Genomic DNA, 13362 nt, shown 5'->3' with positions numbered 1-13362 from the left:
AATACACCATTGCGTCGGCTAAATTGTCGAGCATTATACTCGCTATTATCACGGACGCAAGCATCGCTAGGAAGGTGAGAGGCGAGGAGAGAATCTCTCGAAAACCCCTGCAATCTAGCGCTGCTATTGGCGACCAAGCGATGATTAATCGCATCAATCATTCAGTGTTTGGTGATGGCTAACGATGTGCTGCGTTTTCCTTGCTGTTACGCGAGTTGTTCCGTTTGACCATTGAGTCGAGCCCGATATCTTTTGGATGGACGAAAACCACAAACGCCGAGTATCAGCGCGAGCAAGACAAGCACAGCAACGATAGCGACATGAAGCCGAACTTGCATTTCAGCTGCTACGCCATAGTGAACATCAAGGTGGTAGAGGGTGCCATGCGCTTCAGTTGTCACCGCAAAAAGGGTGCCGCGTACCACTTGTTGTGAGGCATAGTGGAGTTCGGCAAGTGTTTCCGTCACCGCTTCTTTGGAGTATTGGGTTAGGTTAGTTAAATCATCCTCGACGAGATGCCGTTTAATGCTATCAACGCTATGACCTAATGCTCGCAATTCTATCGGTAGTCTGCCATGTAGCAATACCCGATGTCCCTCGGGGAGCGCCGTGGCATTTAATAGCGTTTTGATTTCTGCACTGCGGCGATCGATAGGTTGATCGCCGAGAAAGTCAGGCACATCGGCTGTGTTGTGAGGGATGATAAAGTCGCGGCACCAACTGTGGTTTAAATAATCGTCTTTAAGATGAACAGATGTGCGAGCATCAAGGCAGTACTTTGGTTGCATCAGCGTCAGGTATTGGCCTACTTGCAGAGGGCTTTCCCAATCTTTTTCAGCACTGATAATGAGAGATGCGGGGGTCGGCGAGCGACTGAAAGCCAGTTTGGCATCTTGTCGGTCAACATCATTCCCTAAGCCTAGCGCGATAATGAAAAGTCCAATAGAGAGGGGCTGGAAAACGGACTGAAGTGGGGTCAAGCCGTGAGGTTTATTGTTGAGTATTGTGTCGTCACTGAGTGACAACAATAACTCATGCTTCACGGAAGCAGAAAACTGGCCTTGAAAGCCGTTTTCTATTTTTTCTCGCCATGCCTGTGGGATGCGTAAACGAAACGCCTCATTCGTATTGTTAACCTTGACCGGGATATAGCAGGCGCCATGCTCCACCTCAACGTTGTCTAAACGGCCTTGAAATTGACTGATGGTAATTTTGCGCTTGGGGAGAATGAAGATCAGTGCCATGAGAAAAAGGAGGCAAAGTCCAGCGGCCATCGCATTGACAGCCCATTGCGTTTCGAAGAGGGTTTTCAATGCGTAATAAAGCATGACAAGTCCGATAGAGATAACAACAAAACTCACTCGATACTCATCTCTCATGTTCAAGAAAGCCAGCTCTTGCTGTGTGGCTTGACGCGTGTGCAGTAATCGGCAGTTGATCGATTTGCCTGTTCCCTTGTTGTGCTTATTAGGTTTGTTTTTGTTACGACTATCCATTCGTTATCCATCTGTCGCGTGAACTCGCCAAAGTTGCCAATGATAAGACGGTTAACTTGATGAATTCACTGCGGTGCTTACTCTTTTATTACAAATTTATGTCAGTTATGTGTCGTTCTGCGAGGGATCTCTCAGAGGACAGCATGTGTAAGGGAAGCAAGCCTGCCCACTCCGGACAGGCTGATGCTAATTAGATCAACTGGAGGTGTCTATATCTGTCGCCGATCATTCTGCCGAGACAAAAATGATTTCCTGTTCAGGTAACGCTGACGCTCGTCTGTTTTCTAAGATGTGAGCCAGTAGTTCTTGATCGTCAATGGAAGTGACTTCTTCATTGTTGTCGTCCTCTCCTTTTACCAAGTATGCAGTTACACCGAACATGACCATTAACAGGATTGCTTCCAATTTCAGTTGTCCTTTGCTGATAAATACATAATCCAAAGACGACAGAAACTGACGCAATCACAAATGTGACGGTGAGGAGGTAGTGCGTAAAGGTAAGGAAAGTGGCGGAACTGTGACATAGCGCGAACGTGGTGTTTAACGACATACGCTACTAGCCCTAAGAGAGTGCATAGGATACCTGAGACTGATTTTCCGGCCTTGCAGCATTTGTTTCTGGATGCACTTCGCAAACTTGTTGGTTAAAAAGTGTGTCATTTTTATGCGATGTCATCATATCTCCCATTTTTTGTTGTGAAGTTTGTCAATTTCGAACGGCGTTATCGGTATGGATAGAGGTGAGGAGATATGGAAGAGATAGCGGTCTTTTTGAAGATTTTGGTGCTGGTAATCTCGATTATTGTGTTCTTTATGAACCGCTCTGAGAAAAAAGCCTTTGATGAAAAGCGGGATGAAGCATTAAGCGCTAGACGTGATGAGCCATTAAATGAGGCAGAGCGTGAGGCGGTAGAAAAATGGCTTGAACAGGCGCCCACTGAATCTACGGTGTACTACCTCTGCGGTGATCTTGCTTATATTGATTTGAATGAAGTTGAAGGCATTCAGAGTGAAGAAGAGCGCCCAGTCCTCCTCATCAACGAGCAACCAGTATTAATGTCTACGGTGGCGCTGGCGTGCGCACAGCGCGAAGGGAATATGGCGGAAGTGGTTAAAGTTGATGACACGCTGGTGTTACTCAGTCTCAATGATCGTTACCGCTTAGTGGATGAGCAACAAGGTGTCTATCCCGAAGGCATGGCGGTGGCCGAGAATGGCATGCTGGATACTGAATCTTTAGTCGCAGACGAAGTGGAAGCCGAAGTGGTTTACCATCGCATGACGGTCGAGAAAGTGGGTGAACGCCAAGCGACACCCGAAGAAATCGAGTACCTCACCCCGCGCTTTTATGCGATGAGGTTTATGGGATGGACGATTCTTGTGGCGATTGCTTACCTGATAGTGGCCGGATATGGCTATCAAACCGAGGCAGGGCTCGTCGCTGTATGTGGTGTATTGCTGGGTTATGTATTTTGTCGCCGCAATGGACGTCTGAAAGAAGAAGATTGTCGGGTCGAAATCTACCGTGGTGCGATACACAGTATGAGTGATTCGGCGTCCGAGTTGCTGGTGGCGATAACGGAAGATGACCGCCAAGTGGCACTATTTCGTGAGTATCAAGCACCACTCGCGTGGCAAGGCTTATTACAGCCAGGGACAGTGGGTCGCTTTGATGTGTGCCCTTCGCAAGGCAAGATGCTTGCCTTTGGGCCGCACCGAGCAATTGATGTGGTTGATGAGTCCCCAGGCCGCCTGCGTCAGCCCAAGCATCTGACGATGATGTTCTCCATTGTGGCGTTAATATTACTCGCAGCTTACCAAGTCTACTGGCCTTGGGCGAAAGCGAGCGTGGCGATGCAAATGGATGCGCAGTGGCGCACAATGGCCTATGCGGGGGACTGGCAACAGATGCCAAAGGTGGGTGACACCTTGGTGCTTGATCAACCAAAGTTCTGCGAACAATCTAATGGCTGGGTAGGTTCATTCTGCTATCGATTCCACGTGTCGACCAATGCCGACGAGGAGGTAACCTTCACTCCCTTGTTACTCACGGATACGATAAAGGCACGCGCAGGTTACTTTTTGGATAAACCAAACATGCTGCCGCAACTGCCAGATGAAGAGTATCTGCGTTTAGAAAGGTTGCAGTACCTTTATGTTGGCATTGGTGAAGCGTTGAGGCCGCAATATCAACTTTACTGGTTTACTGCGGAAGACTTAGTCAACATTGCCAATCATGTCGATAAGTTTTGCCATTACGCAGAAGAACCTTGCGATCGCTTTCGCGCGGCATTTGCGCCAATTTGGCAGGCAGTGACGGAAGCGGAATGCGATAAGACGAGTTGTTGGCAACAAGCGTTAGCCAATGAAGTGCCCAAAGAGACATCACCAACGCTAGAAAATATTGATACGGCCAGTGTGTATCGTCAGGCAGGAAGAGATATTGCCAAGCAAATCCGCCAAGGGGTGATTGATGAGTATGTGCTGTCGTTCAAAGAGATTCCAGAGCAACGCGTCACCCTCGACTTTAACCATGCCACCTTCGGTGAGATGAAAGCCGCAGCCGACGTGATTGGTGACTTCTTAGATATTAATCGTCGCCACACAGAGCAGATGAAGAAGTACGTTGATATCGCAACCCTGGCTTATTCGGCAGGTATGAGTAAAGTGACGGCGACTGTGATTGGCATTCAACCAGAAGGGGACAGTTATACCTTGCTGATTGATGCTTATCTGGATCAAGAGGCTGCGAATCAAGAGTTCCAGAAAATGATCTTGATGGCTATTTTGTCTCTGATGGCGGCAATCCATCTTCTGTTGTATATCATCGGCCGTAGGCCGTCAGCAGCGAGGCCACAACAGTCAGCATTGGTGAGCTGAGTATTATTGGGGCAATAAAAAAGACCGCCTGATGGCGGTCTTTGCTATGGAAAAATCAGACTAGCTACCCAGTGTCGCTACCATGACAGCTTTAATGGTGTGCATGCGGTTCTCTGCTTCATCGAACACAATACTGTGTTTAGATTCAAAAACCTCTTCGGTGACTTCAAGGCCGGATAGGCCATATTTTTCTGCTATCTCTTTGCCTAAATGGGTTTCGTCATTATGAAAAGCAGGCAGGCAGTGCATGAACTTCACATTCGCATTGCCCGTTGCTTCTAGCATGGCCTGATTGACTTGATAAGGTAGCATCTCTTTTACGCGTTGCGCCCAAGCTTCTTCGGCTTCCCCCATAGAGACCCAAACATCGGTGTAGAGGAAGTCACATTCTTTCACGCCTTCAGCTACATCTTCAGTGAGGGTAATGGATGCGCCTGTTTCAGCGGCAATCGCTTGGCAAGTCGCAACGAGTTCGTCTTCAGGCCAGAAGGCTTTTGGCGCGACAAGGCGGATATCCATGCCCATTTTGGCTGCACCGACCATGAGAGAGTTACCCATATTATTTCGAGCATCGCCCAAGTAGGCGAAGCGCATTTCATTGAGTTGTTTGCCCGGTGCATGCTCTAGCATGGTCATAAAGTCAGCAAGAATTTGCGTTGGATGAAACTCGTCAGTCAGGCCATTCCAAACAGGAACGCCTGCATATTTACCCAACTCTTCGACAATAGATTGCCCAAACCCACGGTACTGAATGCCGTCATACATGCGGCCTAGGACGCGGGCAGTATCTTTCATGGACTCTTTATGACCAATTTGCGTGCCTGAGGGGCCTAAATAAGAGACTCGAGCACCTTGATCAAACGCAGCGACTTCGAAGGCGCAACGGGTACGTGTGCTGCTTTTTTCAAAGATCAATGCAATGTTTTTGCCGACGAGATTTGGTTGTTCATATCCATTGTATTTTGCGCGCTTCAGGTCAATGGCGAGGTCGATCAAATGTTGAATCTCGCGCGGAGTAAAGTCGAGTAGTTTGAGAAAGTTACGATGCTTTAAGTTGAACGCCATTGCCGACTCCCTTGTGATTATGATGGATGAATTTTGTGTAATAATAATTCACATTATGTGAATGGATATTCTGTGATGATAGGGGGCATAGTAGGGGATTGCAAGCGAAAATCCCATTGAGTGACAAAGAGGCGAATCGGCAAGAAAACAAGTGGCGCGATCAAGAGAGGAAATGCAGCGGCACGGCGGCCAGCTATACCGCTGCGGTCGCATGAAGGCGAAAGTTCGCGAGTTATTTCCATGCCTTCTAAGTATGGAAGATCTCTTTGATCCTAGGTTGAACAATGAAGCATAAAATTCATATTCACGCCTTGTTTCTGCCTATGATGTGACTCGCATCACAAGCTATCGCGTTCAATCGGACAGCTCATACAGCGTGCTCCCCCTCTGCCTCGGCCAAGCTCATTGCCCGGAATGGGGAGCACTTGGATCCCAGCTTTGTCATATTTTTCATTGGTATAAGTATTTCTCTCATACCCGATCACAACACCAGGTTTGATCGTTAAGACATTATTGGCATCATTCCATTGTTCGCGTTCTGCTTCATAGCTGTCGCCGCCCGTGGTGATCAATTCGATCTTATCGAGATTCAAGGCGGTTTCGATGGCGGGAAGGAAATGCGTTTCGCGATAGGTCGCGATCCGCCCTTCTTTTCCGGGCACTAAACGCCAGCAGGGCGTATCGGGACGCACCACTTCTGGATAGATAGAGAAGGTGTCCTCTCGCATATGGGTCATCACGGTATCGAGGTGCATGCATGAACGGTGCTTGGGAAGATCTAAAGCCAATACTTGCGTGGCTTGGCCATGTTTAAAGAGACTCGCGGCGAGGTGCTCAACACCTTGCGGGGTTGTTCTTTCTGACATGCCTACAAGGACCGCGCCATTACCTATCACGAGGACGTCACCCCCTTCGATGGTGGCATTGTCATAGTTCACCTCGTCGTTACCGTAAAAGTAGGTGAAGTCTTGCTTCGAAAAGAGAGGGTGCCAGCGATAAATTGCTCTCAAGTGATTGGTTTCTCGCTGTCTGGCGGCCTTTGCCATTGGATTTAATGAGACACCACCATAAATCCAGCAGGAGGTATCTCGGGTGAAGAGGTGGTTTGGCAAAGGCTCTAGGACAAAATCGGTGCCAGCATGCATCGCTTGCATCATAGAATCGGGGCGCAGAGGTAACTCGGAGAAGCTTAGCCCGCCAAGGAGAATGGTGGCGAGCTCTTCATTGGGTTGTTCAGCTAGAAACTCTCGTACGTCTTGCGCAAAGCAGTTACCTAATCGGTAATCGGAAATTTGCGTATCGAGCAGCCATTGCTTGGCATCGGAGTTTGAGAGTGTCTCGACCAACAGATCATGGAGTAGCAGTACTTCAACCCCTTGATCACGCAGTGTTTGTGCGAATGCATCATGCTCTTCGCCAGCCCGCTCTACTGAGAGGACATCATCGAACAGCAGCTCATGACAGTTTGATGGGGTAAGTAAGTTAAGGGCGCGCTCTGGACGGTGTAGTAATACGCGTCGCAGTTGACCGACTTCTGAGCCGACATAGAGTGGGTTCATTTCTGCTCTCCTGATCTCTGTTTTCCCTGCTGAAACGGCTTGGTATAAAACGGTTCAGGCAGTGAAGATGAGATATGACGTTCCTGTCTTTGGCCATAAAGTTACCTGACTTTACGGCTCCATAATTGATGTTTGCATCATGCTGGGATAAATCACGCTAATGGAGATAGTTCGGGATTGCAAGCATGTTGCGTATTCTAAATATATTTAATTCATTGAATTTAAATATATTTTTAGGTTTTCTTCACTAGCGATTATCCGTTGGGTTGCGTGTTTATTCAGCATTGATGGGCAGATATTAGTGTTCAGAGGTAAATGATTGTTAGCGGTTGACGATGAGGGCTATTTTTGTGACGCCCACAACAGCGGGCGATTGAATGATATTTGCGCAATGTGTTTCGGGTCGCATTTTTGAGTGGTTATTCATATCACTGAAAAGGATAGATATTCACTATTGTGAAAAATGCGCGAAAGCTGACTGGAAATGTGAGCAATATCACTCAGGGTTCGACTGGGTTAGAAATCGCGCTATTGCTTTAGATAGCAAGGGAAATATGCGATAGTAGCGCCGTTAATCTCTCAGACGATTGGAGTCCCCATGTCTAACACAGAAATCTCGTACGAAGAATTGATCGAAGAGCAAAAAGAGGAAACGCGTGAAATTATCGAGGCCCTGCTGGGTGATGGTAGTGATCCTGATGCGCGTTACTCGATCGAGCACCACTTCTCTGCGGATAGTTTTAAAGATCTTGAAGAAGCGGCGGTTGAGGCATTCAAAATGGGCTTCGAAGTGTTGGAAGCTGAAGAGTTAGAGTTGGATCCAGAAGATGGTGGCGGTACGGTTGTTTGTTTTGATGCCGTTGCCGAGTCAGCATTGGATGCTGAGTTGATTGATGAGCAAGCAGAAAAACTGATTCGCTTAGCCGAGAAACACAATATCGACTACGACGGTTGGGGCACCTACTTCGAAGATGGCGAAGAGGATGAAGAAGACGGCGAGTAAGCTGTTTTTTCCCTCAGCGAATAAAGCCCCCAAGTGGGGCTTTTTTTGTGGCTATTCTCAAATCATTTAGCGCCACAAAATAAGCCTTCGGCACAGATTTGCGCTATATCCATCAAAAGCACGAGACGCGGCCCACCTATTCTTTCCTCATACGATACCTCTCCTGTATGGCTCTTTTACCTTAGATTTCATTATTTCGGCATAAGTTTGCTTAACTCCTTGTTTTTGTGTTCTTGTATTTTTAAAGAAATTAATTGGTGTTGAAAAATATTTTATGCACATATTTTCTGGCGACTTGGTGAGGGTGTTCTATTCTTAATAATACTTTTGTCAATCTGAGCCGCTGTATTTATGAAAGTAAGTATCGTTTTAAGAACGATTATTGGCTTTGCCATTATGTTCTTGTTGTTAGTGGTACTTGGGGGCGTTAGTTACTTCAATACCAAGAACATTCAGCAACGTGTTGACCAAGTTACCGAGGAGGCGACGCCCTTGCTGGTAGGGTCTTCACAACTGCAGAGTACTGCGCTGGGCAGTCAACGTCGTTTGCTAGAATTCCGCACGCTTACCAATCAAGACAAACTCGCCGCGACGTCGCTGTTGTTCGACGAGCAAAAAGCGGTGTTTTCCGACATCGCTGCTGAACTGGTTGCACGTCAAACTTCCCCAGACTTAGCTGATGAGTTTTCTGCCTTGCAGGCGGAAGCGGATAATTATTATGCCGTTGCTGCGGAGATCATGGCGCTTCACCGTGAGTTGGTGATGGTGAGTAACAATTTGGCCGAGATTCGCAGTAACTTTGTTCACCAAGAAGACGTGTATCAGCAGGCTTCTCAGCTATTGCTTGACGCGACGGCAGATAAACGGTCGCAGCGTAACAAAGTGGAACGCTTGACCAGTGGTATCAGTCGCGACTTGAAAACATTGCGACGCGCCAACCAAGAGACAGATTTAAACGCGCTAATTGAGGATTTAAATCGCAATATCACCAATGCGCTGAAGAATTTGTCTCGCGTTAAAGCCAGCGACGCCGTGCTCGCCCGTTTCCGAAAAGCGGTAGAAGAGTTGCAGGTGAGCAGTACCAGCGAGACTGGCCTGTTACCGCAAATGCTCTCTTTACAAGCGATAGAAAGCAACATTGCTCGTCTTGATGCACAAGCCAATCAGCACTTGGTTGCCATGGAGGCGCTACTCGATTCGTTTGCAAGTTCCTCGCAATCCGCCGTCGAAGAAGCCAAAACGGTGACAGAGAAATCCGTGTCATCGGCAGTCCTTTTTAATATCACCATGACCCTTGTGTCTGGGGGCGTCGCGATAGTGATCGGCTACATGACAGCACAGAGTATTCACTCTCCGCTGGCGAAAATTACCCCTGTTCTGAAGAAAATGGCAGAGGGGGATATGACGCATAAGGTGAACTATCAATCCTCTTGTGAGTTTGGGGCGTTGTCAGCATCGCTCGACGCCTTAGTAGACGGCATGCGTGAAGTGTTATCGCAGATTAACCAAGGCGCGGAAAGTCTAGCGGAAGAAGCGCGAAATGCGGCGATGATCAGCGAAAACACCATGGCCCATGTTGAGCAGCAGAAAAATCAGATTGATCAGGTAGCGGCGGCGATTTCTGAAATGGAAGTGAGTGTGACTGAAGTGTTCCGATCGTCCGAGAATACCCAACAAGAGGTCACACACGCCAATGATGGAACGCAAGATGGTCGACGTCAGGTTGCAATAAACCGAGAAATCACCGAATCCCTGTATGGCGCTATCAATCAGGCCGTGGAGATCACCAGTAAATTAGATGAATTTAGTGCCAATATCGGCAGCATTCTGGATGTGATTCGTGGCATTGCTGAGCAGACCAATTTACTGGCGTTGAATGCCGCGATCGAAGCGGCACGAGCGGGTGACCATGGACGTGGTTTTGCTGTTGTGGCAGATGAAGTCCGTACCTTGGCGAATCGTACTCAGCAATCCACCGTAGAGATTCAGACCATGATTGAGAACTTGCAGCAAAGTTCGAAGCAGGTTTCTGAAGTGATGAACGAGAGCCAATCACAAACCGAGCGCTGTGTTGAGCAAAGCCGTACCACAGATGAAACCCTACAGAGTGTGGCTGGGCGTATGGAAGCCATCAAAGAGATGACGGTACAAGTGGCGCATGCGACCGAAGAGCAGATTTCTGTCAGTAAAGACATTGCAAAGAACATCAATGGCATTACTGAAGTGGCACTCGAGACGGAGAGTCAGGCGCGAAACTCTGCGTCGGTCAGTGATGTACTGGCACAACTCGCCGAACAGCAACGCGCCCTCGCGGGACGCTTCAAATTGTAATCAGAACCATGTGCGCCGTGATTGGCGTCATTAGCGAAAAAAAGAAGAGGTAAAGTATGAACAGGATGCCCATTTTATCTGCGCTGACCTTGGTAATGCTAAGCGGTGCAGTTCAGGCCGCAGAGTTGAAGATTGAAAGCTGGCGAGAAGATGGCCAGATTTGGAATGAGAAGATCATTCCGGCATTTAATGCCAAACATCCAAACATTAAAGTCACCTACGTTCACACTCAGGCGACCGATTACAATAGTAGCCTGCAAACCAAGCTTGGGAACGGCTCGGCCGGGGATCTCATTACTTGTCGCCCATTTGATGACTCATTGAAGCTGTTCCAGGCTGGGCATTTACTCGATATCACTGATCTAGAAGGAATGGTGAACTTCCCAAGTTTTGCGAAATCCGCTTGGACTACCGACGACGGTGCGACCTCTTTCTGTCTGCCAATGGCATCCGTAATTCATGGCTTCTTTTACAATAAAGCCATTTTTGCTGAGCTAGGGATTAGCGAGCCAAGCACGGAAGCGGATTTCTTTGCTGCATTAGAGAAGATTAAGGCGAGCGGTAAGTATGTGCCTTTAGCAATGGGAACCAATGATAAGTGGGAAGCGGCAACAATGGGTTTCCAAAATGTCGGCCCTAATTATTGGGCGGGAGAAGATGGTCGTCTTGCCTTGATTGATGGTGATGAAAAGCTGTCTGATGCCCATTATGTTGAGGTGTTTGAACAGCTTGCGAAGTGGGGACCTTACATGGGGAGCGGATTTGAAACCCGCACCTATACCGATGCCATTGCGATGTTTGGTGATCAAAAAGCGGCTATTTACCCAGCAGGATCGTGGGACATTTCGGCTTTCAACACCAAGTTCGATCTTGGTGCGTTTAAGCCCGTCCTGAAATCTGGTGATGATGAGTGTTTTATCTCGGATCACACCGATATTGGTGTCGGGATCAATGCGAATTCAGCAAACAAAGAAGAAGCGAAGATCTTCCTCGAGTGGATGTCGAGCGAGGAGTTCGCCTCTATCTTCACCAATGCGCTGCCAGGGTTCTTCTCGCTCTCTAATCACTTTATTGACGTTGAAGATCCAACCGCAAATACGATGATCGGTTGGCGTGATGAATGTGACTCCACCATACGTAACTCCTACCAAATCTTGAACCGTGGCACACCGGGACTGGAGATGGAGATTTGGGAAACCAGTGTCGGCGTCATCAATGGCAGCATGGCGCCAGCAGACGCGGCGAATCGATTGCAGCAAGGTTTAGATGGCTGGTACAAGCCCTAGAACCCAGCACGGGTTGATCATATGTTGATTTTCCCAATGACCAAAGGCAGACGTTATCGTCTGCCTTTTTATTGCTGAAAAAGGAGGTGACTTGAGTATATTAGATGAGTGGCTTTAGCATTCTTACTTCACAGGCATCATGGCCTGTATCGCCAAGCGGGGCATCTAAGTATGTAAACCCCAGTGATTCGTATAGGGCAATCGCGGCCTTGAGCTCTGCAGTGGTTTCAAGGTAACAGGCTTTAAAACCGTGTTGTCGCGCGAACTTGAGCGCTTCTGCGGCAATTCGGCGTGCAAATCCTAACCCTCTTAACTCAGGGAGAAAGTACATTTTTTGCAGCTCGCACACCCCTTCAGCACCTGCAAGTGGGGCAACCCCTCCGCCACCTAATACACGATGATCTTTTTCGATGACCCAAAAAATAGCACTGTCATCCCGGTAGCACTCGCTAAGGCTATCAAGGGTAGGATCAGCGACACTATAGCCTTTATCTGCGGTAAGGCCATGCTCGTCAGAGACGCGACGAATGACGGCTGCCATGGCGGCATTGTCGAGCGGCGTCAGCGGACGAAGTGTGTAGCCTACCTGATTGGCAGAGGCTTGAATCGCGCGTTGATAGCGATACAAGCTGCGACCTAACGCGTCGATTTCGTCGGCATCGAGTTGGTCGAGAAATCCCGCCACCTGATGGTTTAAGCTTGTGTCGAGAGAGTCAAACAGGGCGCGCCCTTCGGCTGTCAATATCGACTGTGCTTTGCGTTTATCCCCTGCGACATGTTGAGTCGTGACGAGCCCTTTGTTGATTAGCATCGCGTTGGCTCGGCTGGCGTTGGATTTATCTACGCGCAGTTTGTCTGCCAGTTCACTGACGGTGAGTGGTGCCGACTGAATTTCAATCAGCGCATGCGCCTGTACCGGGGTAATACCGCTTAAGCCACAGTGCTGGTCTAGCATACCAAGCCCACGCACCAACTCTCTAGATAAGGCACGTATTTGAGGTGCATTTGGGGGAGTGGATTTAGACGACTTCAGGTTGCTGGTCATAGATATTCTCACTGTCACTGGTTTGCTTTCCACACGCTAAGGTATCGTGTGGTTATATGGTTGCGGTGTGCAAGTAAATTTAGTTGCATACCACAACCATGTCAAGGCTGGATAGTGACCTTATGATGCAACGCTAGGCCTGTAGCACTGGTTGAGCACGTTCCTCCCAGACTTTTTCATGGAAGTAGTACACAATGGTGTTAACTGTCGGCTCAAGTAGGGCGATAGCACTGCCTACCAAAAGATCCCCACTCAATAAGTAACCGACACCAAAAGCGACACTGAAATGGACAGTGGCAAAACTGGCCGTTTTGATACGCAGCATCTGAGTCGTCATTGAAGCATGGTGTCGCCATGCCCAAATGCGGTCATGAAAATAGAAGGCCACGGTATTGGCCATAGGTTCAATCATGGCAACTAAACTGGCTAATAGGATTTCGCCAGTTAATAGATAGGTAATGGCGAAAGCGACACTAAAGTGTAGGGCAGCAAAGCTCATTGTTTTTTTCATCATGGCCTCTCTCAATAATATGGCTTGACTTGGGTCTATGGGAATATTATTGATAACTATTCTCATAAAGGAAAATCGTTTGCGGCAATGAGTGCAATAGGTCATATCGAATACGATAAAAATTGCGAGTTCGTCGTATTTTAGTTGCTTGCGGTTAAGTGTATGAATCCAAACTGTTAGAATGCG

Annotated in this window: 10 protein-coding genes; 4 read left to right on the top strand and 6 right to left on the bottom strand. The window is 48.1% G+C overall.

Features of this window, described 5'->3' with window-relative positions; translation table 11 throughout:
* Positions 1 to 206: 206 nt before the first annotated feature.
* Together TSUB_RS14260 and TSUB_RS14255 are read right to left on the bottom strand one after the other, a co-directional pair.
* The gene (locus tag TSUB_RS14260; RefSeq protein WP_087018845.1) at positions 207 to 1496 is read right to left on the bottom strand and encodes a hypothetical protein; all 1290 of its coding nucleotides are present in this window, start codon (positions 1494 to 1496) and stop codon (positions 207 to 209) included.
* Positions 1497 to 1721: 225 nt separating this feature from the next.
* On the bottom strand, positions 1722 to 1901 hold the full coding sequence (locus TSUB_RS14255) for a hypothetical protein (protein ID WP_159064861.1): 180 nt from the start codon (positions 1899 to 1901) through the stop codon (positions 1722 to 1724).
* A 345-nt stretch (positions 1902 to 2246) separates the two neighbouring features.
* On the opposite strand from TSUB_RS14255, the gene TSUB_RS14250 reads away from it, so the two are divergent.
* A complete protein-coding gene (locus tag TSUB_RS14250) occupies positions 2247 to 4376 on the top strand; it encodes a hypothetical protein (RefSeq protein ID WP_087018843.1) in 2130 nt (709 codons plus the stop codon).
* A 60-nt stretch (positions 4377 to 4436) separates the two neighbouring features.
* On the opposite strand, the gene argF is transcribed toward TSUB_RS14250, so the two are convergent.
* Entirely contained in the window at positions 4437 to 5441 is a 1005-nt protein-coding gene (gene argF, locus TSUB_RS14245) for an ornithine carbamoyltransferase (protein ID WP_087018841.1), read from the bottom strand.
* A gap of 338 nt (positions 5442 to 5779) precedes the next feature.
* Positions 5780 to 7000, bottom strand: a complete 1221-nt coding sequence (arcA, locus tag TSUB_RS14240; protein WP_087018839.1) for an arginine deiminase — start codon at positions 6998 to 7000, stop codon at positions 5780 to 5782.
* 613 nt (positions 7001 to 7613) lie between these two features.
* Here arcA and rraB point away from each other — a divergent pair.
* From rraB to TSUB_RS14225, 3 genes are all read left to right on the top strand, one after another.
* Positions 7614 to 8003: a ribonuclease E inhibitor RraB gene (rraB, locus tag TSUB_RS14235; protein WP_087018922.1), complete on the top strand. Its 390-nt coding sequence runs from the start codon at positions 7614 to 7616 to the stop codon at positions 8001 to 8003.
* 351 nt (positions 8004 to 8354) lie between these two features.
* Entirely contained in the window at positions 8355 to 10334 is a 1980-nt protein-coding gene (locus tag TSUB_RS14230) for a HAMP domain-containing methyl-accepting chemotaxis protein (RefSeq protein ID WP_087018837.1), read from the top strand.
* Positions 10335 to 10390: 56 nt separating this feature from the next.
* Positions 10391 to 11620: an ABC transporter substrate-binding protein gene (locus TSUB_RS14225; RefSeq protein ID WP_087018835.1), complete on the top strand. Its 1230-nt coding sequence runs from the start codon at positions 10391 to 10393 to the stop codon at positions 11618 to 11620.
* Between the two features lie 100 nt (positions 11621 to 11720).
* Here TSUB_RS14225 and TSUB_RS14220 read toward each other — a convergent pair whose 3' ends face one another.
* Positions 11721 to 12665, bottom strand: a complete 945-nt coding sequence (locus tag TSUB_RS14220; RefSeq protein WP_087018833.1) for a bifunctional helix-turn-helix transcriptional regulator/GNAT family N-acetyltransferase — start codon at positions 12663 to 12665, stop codon at positions 11721 to 11723.
* 133 nt (positions 12666 to 12798) lie between these two features.
* Complete coding sequence (locus TSUB_RS14215; protein ID WP_087018920.1) at positions 12799 to 13176, bottom strand: DUF2061 domain-containing protein; 378 nt, start codon at positions 13174 to 13176, stop codon at positions 12799 to 12801.
* Between the last annotated feature and the right edge of the window lie 186 nt (positions 13177 to 13362).

This window comes from Thaumasiovibrio subtropicus (assembly GCF_019703835.1).
GTDB lineage: Bacteria > Pseudomonadota > Gammaproteobacteria > Enterobacterales > Vibrionaceae > Thaumasiovibrio > Thaumasiovibrio subtropicus.
Note: the sequence above shows the minus strand (reverse complement) of the source record. Positions and strands in the feature narration are given on the sequence as shown.